The organism is Pseudomonas flavescens, from assembly GCF_013408425.1.
GTDB lineage: Bacteria > Pseudomonadota > Gammaproteobacteria > Pseudomonadales > Pseudomonadaceae > Aquipseudomonas > Aquipseudomonas fulva_A.
Genome location: NZ_JACBYV010000001.1, coordinates 3,292,524 through 3,319,124 on the forward strand (window position 1 = coordinate 3,292,524; position 26,601 = coordinate 3,319,124).

General features: G+C 63.9%; 23 protein-coding genes. 8 read left to right on the top strand and 15 right to left on the bottom strand.

The annotated features are described in order from the left end of the window. Positions 1-304: 304 nt before the first annotated feature. The 6 genes from FHR27_RS14670 to FHR27_RS14695 all read right to left on the bottom strand — a co-directional run bounded on the left by FHR27_RS14670 (position 305) and on the right by FHR27_RS14695 (position 6,854). Entirely contained in the window at positions 305-1,843 is a 1,539-nt protein-coding gene (locus FHR27_RS14670) for a methyl-accepting chemotaxis protein (protein ID WP_179538922.1), read from the bottom strand. 87 nt (positions 1,844-1,930) lie between these two features. Then, positions 1,931-2,866, bottom strand: a complete 936-nt coding sequence (locus FHR27_RS14675) for a SphA family protein (RefSeq protein ID WP_179538923.1) — start codon at positions 2,864-2,866, stop codon at positions 1,931-1,933. Positions 2,867-2,904: 38 nt separating this feature from the next. Then, positions 2,905-3,441 carry a flavin reductase family protein gene (locus tag FHR27_RS14680; protein ID WP_179538924.1) on the bottom strand — a complete coding sequence of 179 codons (537 nt, stop codon included), beginning with the start codon at positions 3,439-3,441 and terminating at the stop codon, positions 2,905-2,907. Between the two features lie 17 nt (positions 3,442-3,458). Beyond that, positions 3,459-4,697, bottom strand: a complete 1,239-nt coding sequence (locus tag FHR27_RS14685) for a styrene monooxygenase/indole monooxygenase family protein (RefSeq protein ID WP_179538925.1) — start codon at positions 4,695-4,697, stop codon at positions 3,459-3,461. 96 nt (positions 4,698-4,793) lie between these two features. Continuing rightward, positions 4,794-5,597: an SDR family oxidoreductase gene (locus FHR27_RS14690; RefSeq protein ID WP_179538926.1), complete on the bottom strand. Its 804-nt coding sequence runs from the start codon at positions 5,595-5,597 to the stop codon at positions 4,794-4,796. 9 nt (positions 5,598-5,606) lie between these two features. After that, positions 5,607-6,854 carry a dienelactone hydrolase family protein gene (locus FHR27_RS14695; protein WP_179538927.1) on the bottom strand — a complete coding sequence of 416 codons (1,248 nt, stop codon included), beginning with the start codon at positions 6,852-6,854 and terminating at the stop codon, positions 5,607-5,609. A 312-nt stretch (positions 6,855-7,166) separates the two neighbouring features. Between FHR27_RS14695 and FHR27_RS14700 the strand changes: the two genes are divergently transcribed. Further along, complete coding sequence (locus FHR27_RS14700) at positions 7,167-8,189, top strand: AraC family transcriptional regulator (protein WP_179538928.1); 1,023 nt, start codon at positions 7,167-7,169, stop codon at positions 8,187-8,189. Between the two features lie 60 nt (positions 8,190-8,249). Here the strand turns inward: FHR27_RS14700 and FHR27_RS14705 are convergent, their stop codons facing one another. Continuing rightward, complete coding sequence (locus tag FHR27_RS14705) at positions 8,250-9,551, bottom strand: SLC13 family permease (protein WP_179538929.1); 1,302 nt, start codon at positions 9,549-9,551, stop codon at positions 8,250-8,252. Between the two features lie 33 nt (positions 9,552-9,584). Next, positions 9,585-10,412: an amidohydrolase family protein gene (locus FHR27_RS14710; RefSeq protein WP_179538930.1), complete on the bottom strand. Its 828-nt coding sequence runs from the start codon at positions 10,410-10,412 to the stop codon at positions 9,585-9,587. 175 nt (positions 10,413-10,587) lie between these two features. Here FHR27_RS14710 and FHR27_RS14715 point away from each other — a divergent pair, with 175 nt between their 5' ends. The 3 genes from FHR27_RS14715 (at position 10,588) to FHR27_RS27460 (ending at position 15,227) form a co-directional block, all read left to right on the top strand. Next, positions 10,588-11,325 carry a GntR family transcriptional regulator gene (locus FHR27_RS14715; protein WP_179538931.1) on the top strand — a complete coding sequence of 246 codons (738 nt, stop codon included), beginning with the start codon at positions 10,588-10,590 and terminating at the stop codon, positions 11,323-11,325. Positions 11,326-11,640: 315 nt separating this feature from the next. Next, positions 11,641-13,275 carry a methyl-accepting chemotaxis protein gene (locus FHR27_RS14720; RefSeq protein WP_179538932.1) on the top strand — a complete coding sequence of 545 codons (1,635 nt, stop codon included), beginning with the start codon at positions 11,641-11,643 and terminating at the stop codon, positions 13,273-13,275. A 314-nt stretch (positions 13,276-13,589) separates the two neighbouring features. Further along, on the top strand, positions 13,590-15,227 hold the full coding sequence (locus FHR27_RS27460) for a methyl-accepting chemotaxis protein (protein ID WP_179538933.1): 1,638 nt from the start codon (positions 13,590-13,592) through the stop codon (positions 15,225-15,227). Positions 15,228-15,391: 164 nt separating this feature from the next. Here FHR27_RS27460 and sbcD read toward each other — a convergent pair whose 3' ends face one another. Beyond that, positions 15,392-16,609, bottom strand: a complete 1,218-nt coding sequence (sbcD, locus tag FHR27_RS14730; protein ID WP_179538934.1) for an exonuclease subunit SbcD — start codon at positions 16,607-16,609, stop codon at positions 15,392-15,394. A gap of 233 nt (positions 16,610-16,842) precedes the next feature. Here sbcD and FHR27_RS14735 point away from each other — a divergent pair, with 233 nt between their 5' ends. From FHR27_RS14735 to FHR27_RS14745, 3 genes are read left to right on the top strand one after another with little or no spacing between them, the layout of a single operon-like run. After that, entirely contained in the window at positions 16,843-17,637 is a 795-nt protein-coding gene (locus FHR27_RS14735; protein WP_042551841.1) for a methyltransferase domain-containing protein, read from the top strand. Between the two features lie 3 nt (positions 17,638-17,640). Next, positions 17,641-18,990, top strand: coding sequence for an APC family permease (locus FHR27_RS14740; RefSeq protein ID WP_042551842.1), 1,350 nt, complete (start codon positions 17,641-17,643; stop codon positions 18,988-18,990). 50 nt (positions 18,991-19,040) lie between these two features. Next, positions 19,041-19,727 (top strand): HAD family hydrolase, encoded by a 687-nt coding sequence (locus FHR27_RS14745; protein WP_042551843.1) that lies wholly within the window; start codon positions 19,041-19,043, stop codon positions 19,725-19,727. Positions 19,728-19,753: 26 nt separating this feature from the next. Here FHR27_RS14745 and FHR27_RS14750 read toward each other — a convergent pair whose 3' ends face one another. Both FHR27_RS14750 and chrA read right to left on the bottom strand, forming a co-directional pair. Beyond that, complete coding sequence (locus FHR27_RS14750; protein ID WP_179538935.1) at positions 19,754-19,984, bottom strand: DUF6434 domain-containing protein; 231 nt, start codon at positions 19,982-19,984, stop codon at positions 19,754-19,756. A gap of 27 nt (positions 19,985-20,011) precedes the next feature. Continuing rightward, the gene (chrA, locus tag FHR27_RS14755; RefSeq protein ID WP_179538936.1) at positions 20,012-21,193 is read right to left on the bottom strand and encodes a chromate efflux transporter; all 1,182 of its coding nucleotides are present in this window, start codon (positions 21,191-21,193) and stop codon (positions 20,012-20,014) included. 287 nt (positions 21,194-21,480) lie between these two features. Here chrA and FHR27_RS14760 point away from each other — a divergent pair, with 287 nt between their 5' ends. After that, a complete protein-coding gene (locus FHR27_RS14760) occupies positions 21,481-22,764 on the top strand; it encodes an arsenic transporter (RefSeq protein ID WP_179538937.1) in 1,284 nt (427 codons plus the stop codon). Between the two features lie 7 nt (positions 22,765-22,771). Here FHR27_RS14760 and FHR27_RS14765 read toward each other — a convergent pair whose 3' ends face one another. Genes FHR27_RS14765 through FHR27_RS14780 form a run of 4 tightly spaced genes read right to left on the bottom strand, consistent with a single transcriptional unit; the run spans position 22,772 to position 26,544 of the window. Then, on the bottom strand, positions 22,772-23,131 hold the full coding sequence (locus FHR27_RS14765; protein ID WP_179540098.1) for a hypothetical protein: 360 nt from the start codon (positions 23,129-23,131) through the stop codon (positions 22,772-22,774). A 25-nt stretch (positions 23,132-23,156) separates the two neighbouring features. Next, a complete protein-coding gene (locus FHR27_RS14770) occupies positions 23,157-23,807 on the bottom strand; it encodes a dual specificity protein phosphatase family protein (RefSeq protein ID WP_179538938.1) in 651 nt (216 codons plus the stop codon). Next, entirely contained in the window at positions 23,804-24,562 is a 759-nt protein-coding gene (locus FHR27_RS14775; protein ID WP_218878487.1) for a phosphatase PAP2 family protein, read from the bottom strand. The genes FHR27_RS14770 and FHR27_RS14775 overlap by 4 nt, the downstream gene beginning before the upstream one ends. 26 nt (positions 24,563-24,588) lie before the next feature. Continuing rightward, positions 24,589-26,544, bottom strand: a complete 1,956-nt coding sequence (locus FHR27_RS14780) for an LTA synthase family protein (RefSeq protein WP_179538939.1) — start codon at positions 26,542-26,544, stop codon at positions 24,589-24,591. Positions 26,545-26,601: the final 57 nt, after the last annotated feature.

Below are 26,601 nucleotides of genomic sequence, written 5' to 3' on the forward strand. Positions count from 1 at the left end.
TTTCAGCACGACCGCGCCGGAGCCAGTTTTAGCGCGAGGCAAGGCACGAGGTGCGAAGTTTGGCTGGCCAAATGAGCCACCGAGAAACGCAGCATCGCGCTAAAAATGGCCCGGCCCTTCGGGTGGGGCCGCCTAGGTTGCGCGGGAAATCTCGCCAGGCGTCGTTGGAGGACTTGAAAAGGGAATGCCATTCTCTGCGTCCTCCGCCTAACCTGGCGAAATTTCTCGCAGCAACGCGGCTTGCGCTGAAACGTCAACAGACCCTGGGCACGCCGGATGCCCTTGCATCCGGCGGCCAGATGGGTCACCGGTCGAACCGCTCCGCCAGGTTACGCAGCGCTTCGATCTGCTGGCCGATTTGCGCACTGACCTTGTGGCCGTCCTGGGCCTTGGCCGCACTCTGATGGCACAGCTCGGCAATCTGCACCACCTGGCGATTCAGACCATCTGCCACCTGCCCCTGCTCTTCCATGGCGCTGGCGATCTGCACGTTCATGTCGGATATCTGCTCGAGCGCCTGCTTGACTCCATGAAAGCTTGCCTGCACCGAGGTAACCGCTTCGGTGGTCTGGGTCGCCAGCGCCTGCCCCTCGCGGGTCAGTTGCACGGTCTGCTCGGTGGTCTGGTTGAAACGCAGGAGCAACGGCTGGATCCTGCCAGTCGCCTGCTGCGTGCGCGTGGCCAGTTGCCGTACCTCGTCGGCCACCACGCTGAACCCACGTCCGGCATCTCCGGCGCGGGCCGCCTCGATGGCGGCGTTGAGGGCCAGCAGATTGGTTTGCCCGGCGATCGCGCTGATGATGTCGGTGATCTCGCCAATCGCCCGGGTGGCCGCTGCCAGTTCGCCGGATGCGCAAGCGATCTCCTCCACCGACGCATTCAGGCGCTGCATCGCCGACAGGCTCTGCTCGGCCAGGCCCTGGCCCTGATTCGACAGGCTCACCGCTTGCTGGGTGGCCCCCAGGCTTTCGTGCAGGCTGCGCGAAACTTCCTGAATGGTCGCGGTCATCTGGCTCAAGGCGACCACCGACTGATCCGTCTCGTTACGCTGGTGTTCGAGGCGCTGTGCCTCTTGCTGGATCAGATGGGTCAGAGCGCCGGTGTGCGCATCGAGGAGCTGGCCGCTCATGCCGATGCGCGACAACGCGGTCTGCAGACGCGCTTCGCCGGTGATCAGGGCCATGTTGATCAGCGCGGCATTGCCACCCTGGGTGCTGTACAGCTCGGCCAGTAGCGGATCGCTGAAGGCCTTGGGGTGCTCAGCCAGTACGCTGCGCAGCGCATGATCCTGCCGCCGGCGCTGCCATATCCCGGTGGCGATCACGGCAACCGCCAGCGCTGCGCCCTGAAATACCGGCGAGGGCAGAAACGAGGTGCAGGCGGCCAGGCCGATGCCGACACCGGCGGCCGGCCAATGGGCCTGGCACTGTCGAGCGATGCGCAGGCGCCAGGTCAGTGGTGTGCCGTGGCGCCGCCAGTGGTCGAACAGCTGCTGCCCACGCTCGATTTGGTCGACGGTGGTCGGCAAATACACGGCGCCATAGCCCTGCACACCATCGCGCCCGTAGGCGGGTTTCACGTAGAGGTTGTGCCACACGCGACTACCATCGCGGGCGCGGTTGCAGATCAGGCCCATCCACGGAGATCCCTGCCTCAGGGTCAGCCAGAGGCTATCGAACACCTGGGCGGGAACCCATTCATGACGCAGCACTGTGATCGGCTGCTCACGCAATTCCTCGGGGCGATAACCATGGCTGTCGGCGAACGACTCGGAGCAATGGGTGATACGCCCATTGAGATCGGTACGGCAGATCAGCGCAGAGACACAAGAGAGGTCGTTCATCGGTCGGCACTCGTGTTGCAGCGATAAAAAAACGCCCCCCCATGGAGGGAGGGCGCAAACCAAGTGCTGTGGAGCAGCGGTCAGGGCTCAGAAGTGATGGACGTAGCGCACCTGTACGCGGCTGCCATCGGGACGGTTCTCCACCTCCTGTTCGAAGTAGGCGTTGACGAACAGGTGATCGTCCTGGGAGAAGCTGTACATGGCTCCCGGCCCGATGGCCCAGACCTTTTCCCGGCGACCGGAAACGTCGTGGCCGTCGACCTCGGTATCGGTGAACTGCTTGAGCCAGTAGCCGTTGATGCCCAGACGCAGCTTGTCGGTGAGCGCATACTCGGTGGCCAGATTGGCGTGCAGTGCCTGTCCGGCCTGTATGTCGCTGGCGTCACCGAAACCTCGGGTGGGGTCGTCGTTCTTGCCGTTGTAGAGATAATGCGCGCGGATCGACGCCGTCCACTTTGGAGTGAACCAGTAGGTTGCGGCCCAGTACGGGTTGAACGACCAGGCGTTATTGCCCGGATTGATGTCGCGATCGCTGTCGTACTCACCGGTGGGCAGATTGACCTGCAGTTCGATGCGGTGCACGAAACGCGGGCCCTCGGGGCCCATGATCGGATCGAACTGAATGAACGGCCCGATCAGCAGGTCGCCCATGCCGGTCTGCCCTCTGAGCGCGGCGTTGTCCAGGCCATCGTCGACCTTCATCCGCGTCACCAGCGGCAATACCGCATTGAGCCCCAGGCTGGCGTTGCCCAGACGCAGATCGGACAGGTAGCTCAACTGGGTCACCGCGACCTGATAATCGAGATCCTGACGGGGCAGGCCGATGTCATCGCCATCCTTGTCACGCAGGCGGCTGGCACTGTAGTTCTGAAAATACTCCTGCAGATACCAGCCAGGGCCAGCCGGCAGCCCACCATCGAGAAAACTGGTCAGCCCCAGGTTGACCACGGGCAGGTCATAGGCCTGCGCGCCCTGAGCGACGAGCAAACCGGCACCGCACACACACATCAGTCGTTTCTTCATGCTGCTTCTCCCCATTGGCAAGGCTTGCGGCAGAACGTTCATTGAGTGAGGCCAGGGTGCGCGGCGGCGATCCGGTACTGGCCTGCGTGGAAGACCAGCGGTTCTGTGCCGCCGTATCGGTACTGCTCGATTTCACCGATGAAGATCAGGTGATCACCGCCGTCGTACTGGGTGACGTTACGGCACACCAGCACCGCGACCACGTCATCGAGTACCGGCGGCCCAGCCTTGCTCAGGGCGTGGGCGACCCCGGCGAACTTGTCCGCCGCCGGCCGGGCGAACTGCCCCGACAGCCCATGCTGATGGGCACCCAGCACATTGATCGCGAAGTGGCTGGCGGCCTGGAAGTCGTCCAGGCTCGGCGCAGTCCGGGCCAGGCTCCAGAGCACCAGCGCCGGGGTCAGCGAGACCGAGGAAAAGGAGTTGGCGGTCATGCCCAGCTTGCGGCCGTCGGCGGTGCACGCGGTGATCACCGTCACACCGGTGGCGAACTGGCCCAGCAGGTTGCGCAACTCACGAACATCGCGGCCTTCGGCATCCTGCAGGTCGGCGCATGGGGCGGTCAGATCATTCATGGTCATCTCCCCTCGGGTCAGGCGGCCTGCTGGCTCATTTTCTGGATGAAGGTCCGGCACTGCTCGGCATCGAACCACCAGGGTGCGAACTGGCGCGGGTCGTCGAAGGCATTGGTGATGGCAGCGGCGAGCGGCGGTATCTGGCTGGCGGCACCGAGCAGTTCGAGCAAATGAGCCGGTGGCGGTGTGAGCATGCTGTTGGTCCAGGACACCACGTGGCGGGCGTAGCTCCAGTACTGCTCGAAGGTCTGCTCCATCCACAGGCGATTGAAGGGCTGGTCACCCTGAGCGAGGATCGCCTGCAAGTAGACCTTGCTGCACTTGGCGGCATTGTTGGAACCCTGGCCAGTGATCGGGTCGTTGACCACCAGAGCGTCGGCCATGCCGAACACTTCCCGGCCTGACGGCAGGGTCATCACCGGACGACGCACCATGGGCGTGAAGCGTCCCGAGAGGAAACCGTTGTCGTCGGTCAGCGTCAGGTTCTGGCAACGCTCCGCCTCCCACGGCAGGTACTGACGGACGATTTCCAGACTCTTGCGCAGATGCTCTTCGGGGGTCTTGATGTTCTGCCAGCAGTCCATCGGACCACCGGGAATGCCTTCGAACACCATGATTTCGCAGGGCCCGCTGGTGGTCAGCGACGGGAACACGAAGTACTCGCCCACCCCGGGGATCAGGTTGAAGGCAACGCGCGAGAAAGGCGAAACCGGAGTCATGCCCTTCACATAGGTGAGCGCCAGGGCACGCTGCGGTGTGCTGAACTGGGTGCGCTCGGTGTCCCTGGCGAACAGGTTGACGATCTCGCCCTTGCCAGCGGCGAGCAGCACCAGGTCATGGCTGGCGGCCAGTTCCTCGAGCTCGGCCAGGCCGACGTCCTTGATCACCAGCTCACCGCCACGCTTGACGAAGGTGTCCATCCAGACCGGCATCTTCACGCGCTGGTCGACCGACTGGGCGTAGCGCTCCAGGCGCGCACTCCAGTTGAACAGCTTCTCGCCAGGCTGCTGCGGATCCGGCACGCACAGGCCGATGCCCTCGACCGCCGGGCATTCGTTTTCCCAGAAGTTGATGCCGAGATCGCGCTCGGTCTGCAGGGCGGTGTTGAACATGCACTGGCTGGACATGACCTTGCCATTGCGAATTTCTTCACCGGTGCGGTTGGTGGTCAGGGTGACCTGATACCCCTTGGCCAGCAGGCCCAGGGCGAGTTGCAAACCGGCCTGGCCGGCTCCGACGATAGCGATGCGACGCATGATGGTTTTCCTGGTGGCGGGTTGAGCCGGCACAGTCGTACCGGGCGTTGTGGTGAGGTTCAGAAGGCGGGCGAGGAGCTTGTTCATCGAGGTACCTCACTCGGCCAAGCGAGAGATGGCGGGCAGGTTCTGCTCGGGGCCCATGGTCGAATAGCCGCCGTCCACCGCGTAGTCGGCGCCGGTCACGAAGCTGGCCGCCGGCGAGCAGAGAAAAGCGACGACATTGGCCACTTCAGCGGGCTCGCCGAGGCGCCCGAGCAGGTGATAGGCCGCAGCGACGCGGTCAGCCTTGGCGCGATCGCCACCGCTGACCTCCGCGATGACCCGCGACCAGGTCCAGCCAGGCGATACCGAGTTGACGCGGATGCCATCCGGGGCGAGATCCATGGCCATGCTGCGCGTGAGCTGCCTGATCGCGGCCTTGGAGACCGGGTACAGCCAGCGTCCGGTCTGTGCGCAGCCTGCGGAAATCGACGTGAAGTTGACGACGGCTCCGCCGCGCGCCTTGAGGTCGCCATGCACGGCCTGAGTCAGGGTCACGGTCGACACCAGGTTCACGTCCAGAGCACGCAACCAGTCTTCACGGGTCGAGGCGAAGCCGTCGTCCTGATAGGTGCAGGCCAGGTTGATCAGCAGATCGATCGGCCCCAGGCTCTGCCGGATAGCGCTCAGTGCCTCGTCTACCTGAGCGGGCTCGGTGATATCCACAGCCCAGAAACGCGCGCCCTCCCCCAACTGGCTGGCGACCCGATCGCCACCCTGGGCATCGATATCCAGCAGGGCGACACGCGCACCACAGGCGATCAGGCCGCGTGCCACGGCCATGCCGATCAGCGTCGCGCCACCACTGATCAGGGCGACCTTGCCCCGCAGCGCCTGGTCATTGAGAAATGCAGACATGGGATCTCCTCAGGCGCTCTTGGCGGCGCTGCTGGCCCAGCTGGGCATCAGGGTGTTGGAAGGCAGGCTCTCGTCGAGCAGCTTGGCGGCGGTCTCCTGCCCGGCGACGGGCAAACCGTTCGGGCTAAGCAGGCCGATCTGTACCAGCACGCTGGCCTGGTCCCAGTAGATGTGCTCGTGGCAGAGCTTGGGGCCACGGAACTTGACCACTCCGAGCATGGGAATCCGCACCTGCCGCCCGGTCGGCGCGACGCCGGGCAGCATCCAGTCGATCTCGCTGTCGTGGGTGAAGGTCATGATGAATTCATCGACGATCTGGGTCGCGCCAACGGTGCGCGAGATCGGCGTAAGGGCCATGTCCCGGGGGTTGCCATGCACGAAATGGTGTTGATAGAAGCGGCTGAGCTGGGCGTAGCCGACACCACCGGTCATGGTCGGGATATGGTTGACGTAGGGCTCGGCAACCATGGTCGCCATGGTCGCCGGCACGTCACGGGTATCGAACTCGTGGCGGATATGCTCCTCCCACAAGGTCGACAGGTCATAGTCAGGGCCGATGCTGCGGCGCAGGGCGGCAACCGTCCGCTCGTGGGCCATCAGCGCTGCCGGCTTGTCGAAATGATGCCCATTGGGGCGGGCAAAGGCATGGTCGACACCGGGATACAGGTAGGTTTCCACTCCCGGTGTGGCGCGGCCAGCGGCGAAGATCGCCGCCCGCGCTTCGGCAGGACAGAAGGCATCCAGCTCGGCGGCATGCAGCACCAGCCGACGACCGTTCAGGCCAGCCAGCTCATCCAGCGCCGCTTCGATGCCGACGCCGTAGTAACCGACCGCACAGGCCACTTCGCAGAGCCGACAGGCTGCCAGGTAGGCGAGCTTGCCCCCCAGGCAATAGCCGACCACGCCTTGCGGGCCCGGGGTGCAGACCGGCAACGCCCGTAGCGCGGCGAGGCTGGCCTGGATATCCACCACGCCGAGGTCTTCGTCAAAGGCCTGGTACAGGGCCAGGCCGCGGGCGAAGTCTTCCTCGGTGTAACCCAGTTCGACGTTCGCTTCCTGGCGCCAGTAGAGATCCGGCACCAGCACGCTATAGCCCTCCTCCGCCAGGAAGTCGGCCACTTCGCGCATGGCCTGGTTGACGCCGAAAATCTCCTGACAGAGCACGACACCGGGCCCCTGCCCGCCGATTGCCGTGGCCAGGTAGGCCTGGAACGCTCCGCCGCCATTGGCGGCGACGCTGACATAGCGACCTTTCATGTGTGTCTCCAACGTCCAGTGAGGTTGGAAACGATGGTGCGACTCCCCGACGCCAGGCCACTATCCGCCTAGCGCAAGGTCTGTCCGTGACACGCGGAAAGTTTCCAGCCCCTGGCGCGAGGCCGCGATGGGCGGAGCTCCATGCTGGCTCAGGTATTGCTTTGGCAACACCAGGCACGAAAAAACGTGCCGTTAAGAAACAGCAGAGGTGCCGCAGTATCCACGCACTGCAGCGACTATCCGGATCGTGCAAGAGACCGGTAACGCAATGGCACACACTGCCTTGAAATCGTGCACGCGGGTGAGGTGTTCATGAATACGGAGTTCAATTCGGAGGGGGGAACGCGCTTCCTGCGCCCCCCTCTGTTCTCGGTACACAATCGACTGTTCCTGCTCAACGACCGCGACAGCATTCGTGACCAGGTCGGCGGCGTGTTCAAACCCCACGATCTGAGCCTGGTCGAGCCGGGCCAGAACGTCAGTGCCTCGATGCACCATGTCAGCCTTGGGCGTCTGTCTCTGAGCCGTCTGGAGTACGGGGCTGCAGTGCGCATCGATCCCGGCAGCCTGGATACGTTCTTCCTGATCCAGATCCCCCTTCAGGGCAGCGCCGAGATCAATTGCGACGGCCGTAAATTCACCTCGTCGCCGCGTTGCGCCTCGTTCATTTCCCCTGATACACCGGTATCGATGCACTGGGCTGCAGATGCCCCGCAGTTGGCGGTGCGCCTGGATCGCGAAGACGTCGAAAGCCACTGCGCCCAACACCTTGGCCGGCGCCTGGAAACCCCGCTGCGCTTCGAGCCGGCCTTCGATCTGGACAAGCCGGGCGCCAGCTATTTCCTCCAGCTGCTGTCCACCCTGACCGATGCCCTGACCTGCGCCGACCACCCGATCCATCAGCCCATGGTGCTCAAGCAGTTCGAGGCGACCCTGATCAATGCCCTGATCTACGGGCAGCCGAATAGCATGCAGCGCATGGTCGGTGCCCTGTCCAGCGAACGCAGGATCTCGCCCTACTTCGTCAAACGCAGTGAGGAGTACATTCTCGATCACGCCCATGAAGCGCTGACCGTCGAACAGTTGGCCGATCAGGCTGGCGTCAGCGTACGCACGCTGTTTTCGGGATTCCGGGAGTTCCGCGGCACCAGCCCAATGGCCTTCCTGCGCGAAGTCCGCATGCAACGCGTCCATGAATCCCTGCGGCATGAAGAGAGCGAATCGGTAACCGACATCGCCCTGAAATGGGGCTTCACTCACCTTGGTCGGTTTTCTCAGGAGTACCGCAAGCGCTACGGCGAGCTTCCGTCCGCCACCTTGCGCTATCGGCGTTAGCGGCTGGCTGCCCCTGCATTCACGGAGCAGCCAGCGCAGGACGATGGGCGTCAGGCTCGATCAGTAGACGAACGTCAGCAGCACGTTGAACGCCAGGGCGGCGACGAAACCGATAGGCGCGGCCTTGAACAGCAACTGCGGGAACAGCGTGGCACGGCTCTGCTCCGAGGTGCAGGAGCCGAGGATCAGGCTGCCGCCGGAAGCGAATGGCGAGATCGACGTGGCCTGGGCGCCCACCACGATGGCGATGAAGATCACCATCGGCTCGATGCCCATGGCCGAGGCGATCGGCAGCACGATGGGAAACAGCGCCGGCGTCACCACCCCCAGGGTACTGGCGAAGATCGACATGATCGCAGCGATGATGCCGAATGCCACGGGCACCAGCAGCGGAGGGATGGTGCTGCCGATCCACGAGGCGAGGATGTCGATGGTGCCCGCCTTGATCGCCACCGAGATCAGCATGCCCACGCCGCAGATCATGATCAGCGTGCTCCACGGCACCGAGGCCATGGCCTTGCGCTCGTCACCCAATTTCAACAGCAGGGCGATGACCGAGAAGATGCTGGCGATCAGGCCGATATCCATCTTCGAGTTGATGAAAGCAATCGTCTGGTTATCCGGCATCGCGATATTGGCGATAGGGGCTGCCAGCACGATGGCCATCATCGCCAGGGTCAGCCAGAGGGTGATGCGCTGTTCGCGATTGAGTGGGGTCGGCGCTGTCGCGACGAAGGTGGACACTTTCATCGCCTGGCCATTTTTCGACAGGAACACGAAGGCGCTGATCACCACAATCGGAATGATCAGGGTGCTGACGAAGATGCCGAAGGCGTTGATGAAGGCATCACTTTCGGAAAGCCCGGCGTTGGTCATCAGGCCACGGAAAATGATGCCGCTCTGGCTGGAGACGAAGTTGGCACCACTCAGCGCGCCATAGTTCACCGCCATGCCGCCGATGATCAGGCTCATGCCAGTGCGCTCGCACAGCAGCAGGGTGATCGGCGCCATGAAAGCCAGCACCGTGTAGTAACCCGCGCCCATCGCGGCGATCACCCCGGCGGTGGCGAACACCGCGAACGGCATCAGTTGCGGCACCGCGCGGCAGGTATAGATCAGGTGTTCGGCCAGTTTCTCAAGGGTGCCGTTGACCGTCGCGAAGCTGTAGAACAGGCACACCGAGAAGATGATGAAGAAGATCTTCAGCGGCCACATGCCGATGATGTCGGACGGGCTCAGGCCCATGCCGAAACAGCCGATCAGGTAGGAAAAGGCAATGGCGAACAGACCGATATTGATCTTGGTCTTGTAGCCGAGAGCCACGGCGATAATGATCGCCGCGACAACGAGCAGGCTCATCATGATGGAAGCTTCCAGATTGTTGTTCGAGGTTGATCAGCGGGGGGTGAAGCCGAAGAGCCTGGCGGGGTTATCCACCAGCACCCGATTGCGCTCGGCTGCATCCGGCAACAGCGCTTCGATCAACGTGAACTGCTCGGCGTAGTCTGTCCGATCTTCGAACTGGGTGTTGGGCCAATCGCTGCCCCACAGGAAACGCTCGATACCGCCTGCCGCCCCACGCACCTGCGCCAGCGCGGCAGCCGCCTGGGTTTGATCGGACCGGCTGCGGTAAGCAGCCGACAGTTTCAGCCACACGCGCGAATCGCCCAGCAGATTCAAAAAAGCCTGATGACCGGGCTTGTGCGGGTCGATGCCGCCAGTCGGCAGACCGAAATGGTCGATCACCAGGTTCACGCCCGTGGCGACGATGGCCGGCACGACCTGCGCGAGGTCATCGATGCCACGCTGGATTTCCACCTGCCAGCCACGGCGGGCCAGGCGCCCGAACAATGCCGCCCACTCGGGGCCCGTGTAATCCTCCAGCGCCTTGCCGATCAGGTTCAGGCGGATGCCCACCACAGCGGATGCGGCGAGCTCGTCCAGTTGCGCTTCGCTGATGGACGCGTCGACCACGGCCACACCGCGCAGACGCTGCGGGTAGCGGCGCAGGGCCTCGACCATGAAGCTGTTGTCGGTGCCGAGAAAGCTCGGCTGGATCAGCACGCCATGGGACAGGCCATGGCGGTCCAGGTGCTCGAGATACTGTTCGACCAGCGCGTCGTAATCGGGGCTGTAACGACGGTTGGCGACCATCGGCAGATCCTTGCGGAAGATATGCGCATGGGTGTCGATGCCGGTGATGGCAGGGCTGGGAGTACTCATGAAGGAAATACCTGATCGATTGTTGTAGAGGCCGGCATCGGGCGCTGACCGTTCTTGTCACGACATCCAGTCATATATATGAATAGTTGACCATATATCTGTGTCGGACATTCTGTCAATCGACCCGCCGGTGGTAGAGTGGCGCCAGCCTGTGGCAACCGGACAACGACACGCTATGAATGCCTCGACCCTCGGATACGACGAACGCCTGCCGCTGTACCAGCGGCTGCGCGAGGAAATGCTCGCCAAGATCGCTGCCGGAGAGTGGTCACCCGGCGCGCCCATTCCCACCGAGGCGGAACTGACCAAGCTCTATGGCGTGGCCATCGGCACGGTTCGCAAGGCGGTGGATACACTGGTCAGCGAAGGGCTGCTGCTGCGCAGCCAGGGCCGTGGCACCTTCGTGCGTCGGCCGAATTTCGATGCGTCGCTGGCGCGCTTCTTTCGCCAGGTCAATGCCAGCGGCGGCCGGGAGATTCCCAGCAGCCAGATCCTTTCCAAGGAACTGCAGAAGCCCTCCAAGGAGGTTGCCAAGGCACTCGCCCTGAAAAACGGCGAGCAGGTGCTGCGCATGGAACGCCTGCGAGTGATCGAAGACCGCACCCTGTTCCATGAGGAAATCTGGCTGCCCGCCTCGCGCTTTATCGTGCTGCTGGACATCGACTCGAACACCTTCGGCGACCTGCTCTACCCTTTCTACGAGAAGCAATGCGGCCAGTGCATCGCCTCGGCCCGGGAAACCCTCACCGTCGGCTCGGCCAGCGCAGAGATCGCCCATACGCTGTCCATCGGCCAGGGAGAGCCCATCGTGGTGATCGAACGCACCGCCCTGGGCTACGACCGCAGCCCACTGGAGTACCGCCTCTCGCGCGCCGCGGCAGCCAACTTCCGTTATCAGATCGATATCTGCTGAATACCCGCGGGGCCCTGCATAGGCAGGACGGTCGCCAACCGTTCGTCGCCCCGTAACGCCCCGCCAACGACCGCCTGCCAGGGCCTGATCAGCGCGATAGCTGCGCGGCAAAAGCGCCAATTTCCACCCCATCAAGCACTTGCCAGGGTTGCCAACGGAGCCTCTGGCATGGGGGCCTGAGACGTTTCAGAGAGAAAAATCCTGCCCGGCCACTATTTAGATTTACGCGGTGCTGCCGAAGTGCTATCAGGTGCTGAAAGAAAGGGCGCGCTGCAGACGCGTCACTTACAACAAAAACACATCAGGAATGCCCCCATGAACAGCTTACGTCGCTTGCCGATAAACCGTCGTCTGTGGCTCATCATGGTGCTGCCGATCCTGATGCTGGTGCTGCTCGGCGCCTACATGCTCAACCAGATCAGCATTGGCCTCTACGCCGGCAAGTCGGAAAAGACTCAGCACGTGGTACAGAGTGCCGTCGGCCTGCTGAAGTACTACCAGGGCCTGGAAGCCAGCGGCAGCCTGAGCCGCGAGCAGGCGCAGAAGCAGGCGATGGAGGTGATTCGCGGCTTGCGCTACGGCGGCCAGGAGTACTTCTGGATCAACGATCAGACGCCGACCATGATCATGCACCCGACCAACCCCAAGCTCGAAGGGCAGAACCTCTCCGGGCTCAAGGACCCGGACGGCAAGGCGCTGTTCAACGAGATGGTCGCCATCACCCGCAGCCAGGGCGCAGGCGCGGTCAACTATCGCTGGCCCAAGCCTGGCAGCAGCGAGCCGGTACCGAAGATTTCCTACGTCGAGCTGTTCCAGCCCTGGGGCTGGATCATCGGTTCCGGCGTCTATGTCGATGACGTGCAGGCCGAATTCAAATCCCAGGCCCTGCGCGCCCTGGCCATTGGCGTGCCCGCGACCCTGCTGCTGATCGTTCTGGTGGTGATGATTTCGCGCAGCATCGCCCTGCCCCTGCAGCAGGCTGTCACGGCGATGGCCAATATCGCCAGTGGTGAAGGCGACCTGACCCACACCCTCGACGATCAGGGCCGCGACGAACTGGCTGCCCTGGCCGGGCACTTCAACGCCTTCACCGGCAAGATGCGCCAGGTGATCCGACAATTGCTCGACTCCGCCGCCTCACTGGACCAGGCCGCGCGCTCGCTGGGTGACATTTCCAGCGCCGCCCAGCAGCACAGCCAGCAACAGGCCCAGCAGATGGAGCTGGTCGCCACCGCGGTCAACGAAGTGACCTACGGCGTACAGGACGTGGCCAAGAACGCCGAGCATGCTTCGAGCGAAGTGCACACCGCAGAGGAGCAGGCCAAGCAAGGCCAGCGCAATATCGACGCCAGCCTGGAGCAGATCGACCAGTTGTCCGGCACCATCGACAAGGCGGTGACGGTGATCCAGTCACTGGCCACGGAAAGCACGCAGATCGGCGGCGTGCTGGAAGTCATCCGCTCGATCGCCGAGCAGACCAACCTGCTGGCGCTCAACGCGGCCATCGAAGCGGCGCGGGCCGGCGAACAGGGCCGCGGGTTCGCCGTGGTCGCCGACGAGGTTCGCCTGTTGGCCCAACGCACGCAGAAATCCACCGCGGAAATCCAGGGCATGATCGAACGCCTGCAAGGCAACTCCGAGGCCGCGGTGAAAGCCATCAGCGACAGCAGCCGGGCCTCGCAACTGACGGTCGGCCAGGCCAGCCAGGCCGGTGAAAGTCTGGCGCAGATCGCGCAATCGCTGCGCAACCTGACCGGGCTCAATGCCTCCATCGCCAGTGCCACCCTGCAGCAGTCCCACGTGGTCGACGACATCAACCAGAACGTCACCCACACCGCCGGGCTGGCCCACAGCGCTGCCGAGTCCGCCGAGCAATCGAGTGCCGCCAGCCAGCACCTCAAGCAGTTGGCCGAGCAGCTCAGTCGTCTGCTGGGGCAATTCCGCGTCTGACAGGACCTGGATGTTCGTACCTGCGTTCGGCCCGGCGAAGGGCCGAACGCCTCGGGCAGATCATCCGCCCGAGAGGCTCGCACGACTCTCGGGCGCCTTCAGCTGCGACCGCCCCATCGCAAAGACCGGCCTCCCACTGGCAAACGTCGGCACCACGCACGATAGACGCCCGCTATAGCATCAATTAGCCATCATTAAACGCTTGCTTTCCCGTACAGAAATAATAGCCTCAGTGTCCTCAGGCCACCCTTCAGCCAATACACCTCGATCCACTCGATCGGCATGGCCACACCCCTGCCAGAGGTACGCTGCACATGTCCCAACCGTTAACGATCGCCCAGCGCCTGGCAATGGGATTCGGCCTGGTTCTGTCCCTGATGATCCTCATCGCGCTGGTGGGCATCCAGCGCGTTCAGGTCATCGACAGCAGCCTTGGCGAGGTCAGCGAAGGTGCCAGCCTCAAGCAGCGCTACGCCATCAATTTCCGCGGCAGCGTGCACGACCGTGCGATTGCCATCCGCGACCTGGTACTGGCCCGCGACACCACGGCGCTGAATGACCAATTGCAGAACATCGAGCGGCTGCATGGGTTCTATCAGGAGTCGGCCGCGCCCCTCGACAGGCTGGTTGCTGACAACACGTCGAGCGCAGAGGAACAGCGCCAGCTTGCCCAGATCAAGGCCATCGAGAGCAGTGCTCGCGAACTGACCCAGCGCCTGATCAGCCTGCGCCAGGGCGGTGATGTGGAAGGCGCGCAAACGCTGCTATCCACAGAGGTGGCAGCCGCCTATCTGGAATGGCTGAAACGCATAAATACCTTCATCGACTTGCAGGAACGAGAAATCACCACCAGCCTGGACGGCGTGCGCGAAACCGCCGGCAGCTTTGCCCGGTTGATCGTTGCGGTCACTACCATCGCGATTCTGCTCAGTGTGATCGTCTCGATGCTGATCATCCGCAAGATGCGCTCGACCCTGGGCGCCGAGCCCCATGACGTGGCCCTGGTCATCCGGCGGCTGGCCGATGGCGCTCTCGACCAGCGAATAGATACCCGCTACCCGGGCAGCGTAATGGGTGCGGTCAAGGACATGAGCGCGCGCCTGAGCGACACCATCAGCCAGGTGCGCAGCGCCGCTGACGAGCTCAACCATTGCTCGCAACAGTTGCTGACCACTTCGGCGAGCAACAACAGGCAGTTGCAGGCCCAATCCGAAGAGGCGGAGCAAATGGCCGCAGCCATCAACCAGATGGCCGCAACGGTCAATGAAGTGGCAGGTTATGCCGGTACGGCAGCCTCCGCGACACGCACGGCCGACACCGAGGTAGAGCATGGCAGCCATCTGGTGATGCAGGGCGGCCAGGCGATTCAGGAGCTGGCAACGGTGCTCGACTCGGCTGCGGACAAGGTCGAGCAATTGTCGCGTGACAGTACCAACATCGAAACCATCATCGCAGTGATCACCGCCATCGCCGACCAGACCAACCTGCTCGCACTGAACGCTGCAATCGAAGCGGCGCGCGCCGGCGAGCACGGTCGCGGCTTCGCCGTGGTGGCCGACGAAGTGCGCTCCCTGGCCAACCGCACCCAGGCGTCGACGCGAGAGATCAGCAGCATGATCGAACAGCTGCAGGCCGGCGCCAGTGGCGCCGCGCAGATCATGCAGACCAGCAGTCAGATGGCGCGCAAGACCGTCGAACAGACTGCGGCAACCGAACAGGCCCTAGGCCGCATTCGCCAGGAGGTAGGGGCCATCAAGGACATGAGCGCGCAGATCGCCAGCGCCGCTCAGCAGCAGAGCCTGGTAGCCGAGGACGTCAACCAGAACATCAGCCGCATCCATGCCAGCACGCTGGAGACCACCGCAGGCTCCACGCAGGTGTCGGCGGCCAGCCAGGAGCTGTCTTCACTGGCACGCCGCCTGATGGAGCGGGTGAGTTTCTTCAAGGCCTGAGTTTCAGAGCCCGTTTACGATCTGGCGAGCTAGAGTCATGCGCCCCCACAAACATAGGCGAGGAAGCGGAATTTGCTGGGGTAAATGAGAATTTCGACAGGGCTGGCAATCCCGTCTGTTTTTAACGCAGCAGGGCTGACGCGCGGCAGATCGCAAACAGGCTCTCAGGTGTCGTCATCGCGCAGGCTCGCAACCACCTGGTTGTAGAGGCCATGTAGCCGATGCGCCTGATCCGGCTCAAAGGTTTCGCTCAGCAGACGCTGCTCGAATACCTGCTCGGGCGTCAATTCATCGAGGGTGCTCTGCTCACCGTGCAGGCTGGCCACCGCCGTGCCCCGGGCGCGGCGGATGCGCAGCACTTCCACCGGCAGGCCTTCGCACAACGCGGCGATACGTACCTGCAGATCGCTGAGGTAATCGTCACCTTCGACCTGCACCTCCAGCCAGACCGGGCGCTCGGGCGTGCCGTCGATGGCAGCTTCTGCAAGGGCAGCAGGTAGCGTTTTCAGGGAACCGCGAATCGATTGCAGGGCCTGGAAGCGCGGCACCGGCAAAGCGCGCACCTCACGCAGACCACTTTCGTCGACGTCCACCAACAGCACCTCCTTCTGCTGACGCGCTTCGTCGAAGCTCAGCGGGATTGGCGAGCCGCTGTAGCGGATGTGCTCCAGACCACCGACTTTCTGCGGCCGATGGATGTGGCCGAGCGCGATGTAGTCGGCAGCGGGAAAGGAAGACGTCGGGAAGGCTTCCAGCGCGCCGACGTAGATTTCTCGCACCGATTCACTGGCACTGGCACCGACGGTGGTCAGGTGCCCGGTAGCGATGATCGGCAAGGCCGCGCCCAGTTCGGCACGTCGCGCCAGAGCCAGCTCGAACAGCGCCTGATAATGAGCATGGATGGCCTGTTGCAGCGACAACTGCTTGTCCGCTGCACTCTGCCCCGCCTCGCTGCGCAGCACATCACGCGGGCGGATGAAGGGGATGGCGCAGAGCAGTGCCGAGGGCTGGCCATCGGCGCCCTCGAGCACCAGCAGTTGCTCGTGCAGATGGACACCGACGCCGGGGATCACCCGGGTGCCAAGCTGCGCCAGCAAGGTACGGCTCTCGCCCAGCATGGCCACCGAATCATGATTACCGCCGAGCACCACCAGTTGGCACCCGGTGTCGCGCAGCGCGACGACGAAATGGTTGTACTGCTCGCGGGCATAACTGGGCGGTGAGCCGGTGTCGAAAATGTCCCCGGCCACCAGCACCACCTGCACCGCATGCTCGCGCACCTGTTCGATCAGCCAGGCACAGAACGCCTGATGCTCGGCCTGGCGCGTCTTGCCCATGAAGTGCTGGCCCAGGTGCCAGTCGGAGGTGTGCAGAAGGCGCATGAACGGCCCGATCCAGTGACTGAAAAATCCGGCCACCATGCCTTTTCGACGCCGCCAAGGCAATGGTTTCACATCAGGTAACACACCCCGCAGCGACCGTACCACCTGCGCTGCGGGCCTATTTGCGGCGAATCGCCCGGCACGGGCCGGATCACGGGTCGAACCATGGCGCAACGGCCTCGGTCGGAAAATCGTTCACCTCCCTTACCGACCCCGCTGAGGAGTATCCGCCGATGAACACCGCGTCCGCCCGCCCCCTCTCCCTGTGCGCCACTGCGCTGGCCCTGTTCGGCCTGCTGCACAGCGCGTCCACCCACGCCCAGACGATCGCCCTCGACGTGCCCTACGTGCCCACTCCCGAACCGGTGGTGGCACGCATGCTGGAGATGGCCAACGTCGGCCCGGACGACTACGTGGTGGATCTCGGCTCGGGCGATGGCCGCATCGCCATCTCGGCAGTGAAGGATCGGGGCGCCAAGGCTGCCTACGGTATCGACCTGAACCCGCAGCGCATCGAAGAAGCCGAAGCCAACGCGCAGCAAGCCGGCGTCATGGACAAGGTGGTGTTCGAGCAGGGCGACCTGTTCAAGAAGGACATCGCCGATGCCGACGTGCTGACCATGTACCTGCTGAACTCCGTCAACATGCGCCTGCGCCCGGTGATCCTCGACACCCTGGAGCCCGGCACCCGTGTGGTTTCCCACGCCTTCAGCATGGAGGACTGGGAGCCGGATCGCAGCGATATCGTCGAAGGTGCACGCATCTACCTGTGGGTGGTCCCAGCCAAGATCGCTGGCAACTGGCAGATCGAGAGCGAAGGCGAGACCTTCCATGTCGACCTGCAGCAGCGCTTCCAGGAGATCAGCGGCACCACCCAGCACCAGGAAAACCTGCGTGGTCGCCTCAATGGTACCGAGCTGCGCTTCGAGGTCGACGGCAAGCTGTACGTCGGCCAGGTCGAGGGTGATCGCATCGAACCGATTTCCGCCGAAGGCGCGGTGACCGGCTGGAGCGCACGACGGAGCTAAGCCATGAACGCACGCACAGCGACACGACAACCCGGCCTGTCGGTCATCGACGGCGTCGCCATGCTGGTCGGCGTGGTGATCGGCGTCGGCATCTTCGGCTTCCCGCCGCTGGTGGCCCAGCACGCCGACAATGCCTTCGTGTACATCGGCCTGTGGCTGGCCGGCGGCCTGGTGATGCTGGTCGGCGCGCTGTGCTATGCCGAACTCGGCGCCAGCTATCCGGATCGCGGCGGTGAATACCACTACCTCAACCTGGCCTGGGGCCGGCAGGTCAGCCTGCTGTTCGCCTGGGCCAGGGGCACGGTGATCCAGACCGGCGCAATCGCCGTGGTGGCGTTCATCTATGGCGATTACGCCCAGCGCCTGCTACCGCTGGGCGACCATGGCAGCGCCTGGCACGCCACCCTGGTGGTACTGGCACTGACCGCGCTGAATATCCTCGGCACTCATGAATCCAAGCGCTTGCAGGTGCTGTTCACCGGCATCACCCTGGTGGCGCTGGTCACCGTGATACTCGCCGGTCTGCTGCTGGCCGAACCGGTTGCGGCCGTGCCGGCGGCTGCAGCGGAAGGCAGCGGCAACCTGGCGGGCATGCTCGGCATGGGCATGGTCTTCGTGCTGCTTACCTACGGCGGCTGGAACGAGGCGGCCTACCTTTCCGGCGAATTGCGCAACCCGGCACGCAACATGAGCCGCGTGCTGCTGTTCGGCACGCTGGTGGTGACCGCCGTGTACCTGTTGGCCAATCTGGTGTTCATCAACATCTTCGGCCTCGAGGGCCTGCGCCAGTCGACCGCCATTGGCGCTGACCTGATGACCATCGTCGCCGGCCCCTGGGGCGGTGTACTGCTCAGCGTGCTGATCTGCATCACCGCGATCAGCACGCTGAACGCCACCATCCTTACCGGTTCACGGGTGTATTACGCGCTAGGGCGGGACGTGCCTCAACTGTCGATGCTCGGCGCCTGGAACGACCGCGCGGCAACGCCGGTGCGGGCATTGCTGGTGCAATGCCTGATCACCCTGCCGCTGTTGCTGTTCGGCGCCTTGAGCGAGAACGGCGTACAAAGCATGGTGGCCTACACCGCACCAGTGTTCTGGCTGTTCATGTGCCTGACCGCCCTGTCGCTGCTGCGTCTGCGCCGACTGCAACCGAACAGTACGCGGCCATTCAGCGTGCCGCTGTACCCGCTGATGCCGGTGTTGTTCGCTGGCAGCTGCCTGGCGCTGTTCGTGTCGAGCGCACTGTATGCGGGCGCTGGAGCACTGCTCGGCCTGGTCGTGCTTGCAGCAGGATTGCCGCTGCTGCTGTTGCAAAGACCTGCGCAAACGGTGCCCAGCGGTTCGAACTGAGGTGGGATCTGTGTTACACAATCCTCCCGCCTTTTAGGAGACTGCTTGCCATGCAGCCGAAACCGCCCATCGAACTGCTGATCTGTGATTGCGACGGCGTACTGATCGACAGCGAGATCATCGCCGAGCGTCACCTGCACGCGGCACTGGCCGAACACTATCCGGCCCATGAGCTGGACGTGGTACTGGCCGGCACCTTCGGACTGCAGAGCCGTGACATTCTGGCCCGGGTCGAGGCGCACTTCGGCAAACGCCTGCCCGACGGTTTTCTCGAAGAGAACCGCACCCGTATCAAGGCACTGATCCGCGCTGAAGTGCAGCCGATCGAAGGCGTGCGCGAGGCCCTGTTGAAAATCGACCTGCCGCTGGCCGTGGCCTCCAACAGCTACGGTGATGCCGTGGCCTTCGCCCTGCAACGCTGCGAACTGGTCGAACGGGTAAACCGCGGTGCGTTCAGCGCCGATCAGGTCGAACGGCCCAAACCCGCTCCGGATCTATACCTGTTGGCCGCAGAGCGCGCTGGCGTCGATCCGCGCAACTGCCTGGTCGTGGAAGACAGCGTCACCGGCGCCACCGCCGCATTGACGGCGGGCATGCAAGTCGTCGGTTTTCTGGGCGCCAGCCATATCCCCCCGGAGCACGGCGAAACCTTGCGCCAACTGGGTGTGCAGCACCTGATCGGGCGCATGAGTGAATTGCCGGCGCTGGTGCAGCGCTTGCAGAACGGCGGCGCCTGAGGCGCCAGCGGAGCCTGTGCAGCGTCTTACGGCAAGGCGCTCGCTCCGGTCTCGCCGTTGAGGCGTTTCCACTCGTCGACCACCTCCCCCATGGTGCGTGGCGCTCCGCTGCGAATCCAGGCCATGAAGGGCCGGTCGAAACGAAAGCCTGCCCCGCACTGTTCACACATGAAACGGCGTACGTTCTGGGTACTGCGATAATCACTGCCAATGGGCGTATCGCGGGTGATGGTGCCGCCATGCCAGTCGAAAGCCATTGCTGCATCTCTTTGGGAAAGTGGCCGTTACAGTACTAGCCAGCCGACAAGCGCGCCAGCCAGCACCACCAGCCAGGGCGCAAGCCTGCCGAGCGTCAGGGCGGCCAGTGCGACGGCTGCCAGGGCAAGATCCAGCAAGCCGAAGATGGCGCTGATCCCGACGGGTTGGTACAGCGTGGCCAGCAGCAGACCGACCACTCCCGCGTTGACGCCAAGCATCGCCCCCTGCACCCGCGGGCGGCTGCGCAGCAGAGCCCAGAACGGCAACACCCCCACCAGCAGCAGAAACGAAGGCGCGAAGATCGCCAGCAGACACAGCAGGCCGCCACTCCAACCCTGCATGGCGCTACCGAGAAAGGCCGCGAAGGTGAACAGAGGGCCGGGCACGGCCTGGGTAGCGCCGTAACCGGCGATGAACAGATCCTTGTCGATCCAGCCGGTGGCCACTACCTCGGCCTGCAGCAACGGCAGCATGACGTGCCCACCGCCGAATACCAGCGCGCCGGTTCGGTAGAAGGCGTCCAGCAGGCTCAGCGTCTGGCTCTCCAACAGGTGCGCCAGCGCAGGCAAGCCAAGCAGCAGACCGACGAACAGAACCAGCCAGAAGACCCCAGCCTGCGGGCTGATGTCGATAGCCAGCGCATCCTCGCCGTTCCGGTCAGCAGGCTTGAGCAACAGCCAGCCGGCCAGCCCGGCAAACAGGATCACCGCGAGCTGCCCCCATACACCCGGCACCGACAATGCCGTGCAGGCGGCGATCACCATCAGCACCCGCCGCGGCGTGTCCGGACAAAGCGTGCGCATCATGCCCCACACCGCCTGAGCGACCACGGCGGCGGCGACGATCTTCAAACCATGCAGTGCCCCGGCCGCCATGGCCTCGCCCTCAGCGCAAAGCCCCTGCGCCACTAGCATCAGCAGCGCAGCCGACGGCAGGGTGAAGCCTACCCAGGCGGCCAGCGCACCGCGGTAGCCGGCTTGGGACAAGCCGATCGCCATGCCGACCTGACTGCTGGCGGCGCCCGGCAGGAACTGGCAGAGCGCGATGAGCTCCACATAACGGGCCTCGCTCAACCAGCGTCGGCGGCTGACGAACTCTTCACGAAAGTAGCCGAGATGAGCGACCGGGCCTCCGAACGACGTCAGCCCTAGGCGCAGGAAAATCAGAAAGATGGACCACGGATGGCGATCGCTTGCGGTGCGGAGCATGCGGGTTTCTCGGTACGGGCTTGGGAGCGACAGGCATCACGAGTATCCAATGCAGGTACTGGATCGCGCATCGCTCTTTTCACGCCTGCCCTTCGAGCCGTCACTGTGCCCTGCGCCGATGACGTTTCAAAGAAGGCTGACGATCTCCGCCGCTGGTTTGCTTTGCTCACATCCACTCGTATAGTCGGCATGCCTGCCAACGGAGCCATCATGATTACCCCCACCGACTCTCTCGATTGCTGCGCTGGTGCACCGCTTCGCTCCTGCCTCGGCAGCGCGAGCGTGCCATGCTGATCGCCTCCGGGGTCTTTCTGCTCACTCTGCTTCTGGTCATCTGGCAGCCCAGGGGGCTGGGGGTCGGCTGGAGCGCCAGCCTCGGCGCCCTGCTGGCGCTGGCGGTGGGCGCCGTGTCGCTGCAGGACATCCCCACCGTCTGGAGCATCGTCTGGAACGCCACCGCGACCTTCATCGCGATCATTATCATCAGCCTGCTGCTGGACGAAGCCGGCTTCTTCGCCTGGGCCGCCCTGCACGTGGCACGCCGGGCCGGTGGCAGCGGCCCGCGCCTGTTCGCCTTTACCGTGCTGCTCGGCGCAGTGGTTTCCGCACTGTTCGCCAACGATGGCGCGGCACTGATCCTGACGCCGATCGTGATGTCGATGCTGGTGGCGCTTGGCTTCTCCGTCGCGACCACCCTCGCCTTCGTGATGGCAGCCGGTTTCATCGCCGATACCGCCAGCTTGCCGCTGGTGGTGTCGAACCTGGTCAACATCGTCTCGGTGGATTACTTCAAGCTCGGCTTCAGCGAATACGCAGCGGTGATGATGCCCGTGAACCTGGCCAGCGTCGCCGCCTCCCTGCTGGTGCTCTACCTCTTCTATCGCCGCGACATTCCAGCCCGCTACGCGCCCGAGGCACTGCCGGCGCCGGAGACCGTCATCCGTGACCCTGCCACCTTCGCCATGGGCTGGTGGGTACTGGGGCTGCTGCTGGTTGGCCTGTTCGCCCTCGAGCCACTGGGCGTCCCCATCAGCGCGGTGGCCGCGCTGTGCGCCGCACTGCTGGCCAGCATCGCCGCGCGCGGCAAGGTGATTTCCACCCGTCGCGTGTTGCGTGAAGCCCCCTGGCAGGTGGTGATCTTCTCGCTGGGCATGTACCTGGTGGTGTATGGCCTGAAGAACGCCGGGCTGACCGATCTGCTCAGCCGGGTGCTCGATGGCCTCGCCGGGCACGGCCTATGGGGCGCGACACTGGGTACCGGGCTGCTCGCCGCCGGGCTGTCCTCGGTGATGAACAACATGCCCAGCGTGCTGATCGGCGCACTGTCGATTCACGCCAGTGATGCCAGCGGGCTGATCCGTGAGGCGATGATCTACGCCAATATCATCGGCTGCGACCTGGGCCCGAAGATCACCCCCATCGGCAGCCTGGCCACGCTGCTCTGGCTGCACGTCCTGCAAGGCAAGGGCGTGCGCATCACCTGGGGCTACTACTTCAAGGTGGGCCTGGTGCTGACACTGCCAGTGCTACTGATCACCCTGTGCGCCCTCGCCTTGCGATTGAGCCTGTAAGGTCGGCTCAGCTCTTTTTCAGCGAGCGGCCAAGTGCCCTGGCCATGTCCTGATCCACTTGCCTGCGCCACGCGCGATCCTCGTCGCTGTCGGGCTGCAGGCGCCGTTCGATTTCCGCGTTGGCACTGGCCTGGCACTGGCGGAAGCCGTCGTCCCAGCCGGTTGCGTACTGGGTATCCTGAAGATAGACCGGCACGTTCTTGCGAAACGCACCGAGTGCCTTGGCGGCACTGTTACCGCTGACGCAGCCATCCTCGTAGCCGGTGGCGAAGGCCACCGAGTACCCCTGGGCAAGCATGTAGTCCCGGGTGCTCTGGCAGGCACTCAACAGCGGCACGAGCAGCAGCGCCAGGGCCAGCTGGCGCACATCGATCATGGTCATGGCAGGGTCCTCACCCGTTGAAAGCATCCAGCACTTTTTCCTTCAGCACGCAGTAGGCCCAGGGGCTGGTGCTGCAGGCACCGCTGTCCAGGGCCGCGCGAAAGCGCGGCAGATCGACCTGCTGCAAATAATCCTCGGCATCCTCGAAGCGCTCTCTGCCGCCGAAGCCTCCCTCGCGCATCTCGTCGATGGCCTGCTGCCTGCTCCAGCCCTGATAGACGATGCGGTACATGGCCGCGATCATCCCGGTACGGTTCTGCCCATGCTTGCAATGAATCAGCACCGGCCCCCGGGCCTGGGCGAGGCGAATGCTGCGCAGGGCCTGCAACACATCGGCGTCGTCGATACGGTCGGCATGCAGCGGCTGATGGACCTGGCGAATGCCCGCATCGCTCAGCCAGTCGGCATCGCTGCGCTGATAGAAGTTGATCACCGTGGCGATTTTCAATTGCTGCAACTCGCCCTGCTGCGCGGCGCTCGGCAAGGCACTGCGATAGAGATCGGGCTGCATGCGATAGAGGTTGAAGCTCTTGTCCACAGGCGTCGCCCAGAGCGGCTGCGTGGCGCTGGAGTTTTCCGGTCGTAAGGCGCCCCAGGACGAAGCGAATGGCGTACAGACAAGCATTGCGAGCAGGAGCCCGAGAAGGCTGCGCAGTCTCATGGGCGGGCTCCTTCACGTGTGGCCTGCAGTCGAGCTGGCGTCTGTCGGGGAACCGGCATCGGCCGATACAGCAAGGCGCGATAGCCGATCACGGCGATCAGCCAGTCGAAAAGCAGTGTCCACAGGTTGTGAGACAGGAAGTGGGCACCCTGCAGCATCCGCCCGAGCGACAGCACGGTGCCCAGGGCCAGGGCGAAAGCGAGTGCCCATTTAGCCAGGCGTGGGCGACGATCACGCAGGGCGCAAAACAGGGCGAGCAGGGAAAAACCCGCGGAAGCATGCCCGCCCGGCCAGCAACGGCCCGGTTTGTCCGTCGTGGGGCGGGCGCCGATCAGCGGGCTGAAGGTTTCGCGGCCACCGAACTGGGTCAGGCTCCACGGGCACTGCACCGCCGTGAGCGTTTTCAGTGGCGTGACGATGCCGGTCGACAAGCTCAGCGAGAGCACCAGATAACCCAGCTCCCGGCGCCAGGCGCGCAGTTTCACGGGCAGCAGACTCAGCAAGAACGCGGCGATGCACATCACGCCAAGGCCGATGACCAGTATCTTGGCCTGATCGTGAAGGACATCCTCCAGCCAGAAACTGCTGCTGCCGATGAACCCGCTGGCGGGATCGTAGAACAGCCCGGCCAAGGCAAAATCCAGTGGCTGGGGATCGACCACCAACAGCAGTGCCATAAGTGCCAATGGGATACCCAGCCACCGTTTGAAATCGAACCGACGCGACGCGACCGGCTGGGCGTAAGAAACCTGCATGGGAGAGCTCCTCGGAAACGACGGGGTCAGGGGTGGGTGGCAACGGTTTGCGTGGTCCCCGGTTTCCAGCTCAACAGGCCCTCGGTGAAGGCATGGCTGGCTCCCTGGTAGTAGGCGATGTCGCGAGCCACGAGATCGTCATCGGCGCCAGCCAGGCTTTCGTGGCTGATCCCCAGTGCATCGTCATGTCGTCGCATGGCCCGCTTCGGGCTGAGAATGGCGAGGTCGCGGCCATCGAACAGGCCCAGATGCTGGTAGTTGCCGATCAAGGCCCGCCCGGCACCGGCCTGCTCTCGCAAGACGTTGCGGCCGAAGAATGTCGAGGTGTAATCGAAGCCCAGCAACCCCAGCAGCGTGGGCGCGATGTCGATCTGGCTGGTGAGCCGCGACACACGAGCCGGCTCGATGAGACCGGGGGCATAGATGAACAGTGGGATGTGGTAATTGGCGACCGGCAGATCTTCCTTACCCGCGCTGCCCGCCGTGTGGTCGGCAACGAACAGGAATACCGTGTTTGCGAACCAGGGTTTTTCCTTCGCCTCGGCCAGGAACTGGCCAATGGCGTAATCCGTGTATTTCAGGGCGCCCTCACGGCCGCTGCCAGAGGGAATGTCGATGCGCCCTTGCGGATACGTATAGGGGCGATGGTTGGACGTGGTCATCAGTTGCAGGAAGAACGGCTTGCCGGCAGCGTGGTCCTGGTCGGCGACACGCAGGGTCTGCTGGTAGAGATCCTCGTCACTCATGCCCCAGGCATTCTGGAACGACATGTCCGCCTCGGCCACGCTGCTCTGATCGATGACCCGGTAGCCATTGCCGCTGAAAAACGCGTTCATGTTGTCGAAGTAGCCACGCCCCCCGTAGACGAAAACGCTGTCATAACCCTTGTCCCTGAACTGCTGACCGAGGCTGGCATAGCCCGACTCCCGGCCGATCCGTTTGACGATCGAACGCCCCGGCGTGGGGGGTACGGAAAGCGTGATCGCTTCCAGCCCGCGATCGGTTCGCGTGCCGGTTGCATAGAGGTTGTCGAAGAACAGGCTGCGATCGCGCAATGCATCGAGATTCGGCGTGAGGCCACGGCTGTCGCCGAAGCTGCCCAGGTAGCGGGCGCTCAGACTCTCGACGGTGACCAGCACGACATTGTGTCGCTGCTCAGGCCCCGGATTGTCGATGACGCGCCGGATATCCTCGGGGTCGTTGGTGACGAAACGAGCGTTGCCCTCCACCACTTCCCGGCGTAACAGAGAGCCCGTGCGCTGATCCGGCAAGGTGGCGTAGAACTGCAGGTAATCGAGTTCGTTGTTGCGAAAGGCAGCGAAGAACTGGAAGGGGCCGTTACTGGCCAGTTCGTTCTGGTAGGCATTGCCACCCAGGCCACGGGGGAAGTTCTGGTTTATCGCCAGGGTGCCCAGCAACGCGCAGGCAAGCACCACGGCCCAGGCCCCCAAGGCGGTCTTTCGGGGCATCGGTACAGCGGATACGGCAGCGCTGACGATCCGCCTCAAGGCGATGGTCAGGATCAGGGCAATCAATGCCAACGCGGCGATCAGCGGGTATACCGGATAGGACTCGAGAATGTTGTTGATCACCTCCTCCGAATAGACGAGATAGTCCACTGCGATGAAGTTGAAGCGCACCCCGAACTCGTCCCAGAACAGCCATTCCGCCGTTGCCGTGAAAAGCATGGCGAACAGGCTGATACCCAACAGGACGTGAAGGAACGCGGCGTGAGCGCGATGCCGCCAGAGGCGCTGCGGGCACAGCAGCAGATAGAGCGCCAGCGGCAGGGCCGCATAAAGCAGGAAGGCCGTGTCATAGACCAGGCCCACCGCGTATATGCGCAGGATCTCGGCGCTGCTCGCCCCGGCCTCGCCCCAATAGCCGATCAGCAGGGCACTGCGCGTGAGCAGGAAGGTGACCATCCAGGCGAGCAGGATAATCGACAGGTAGCGTAGTTGAGCGTAGCGAAGCTGTGGCATCGTATGATCCTGGCTGGATGAACGAGCTACAGTCTTGCGATCGCCCCGTGAGGGCTT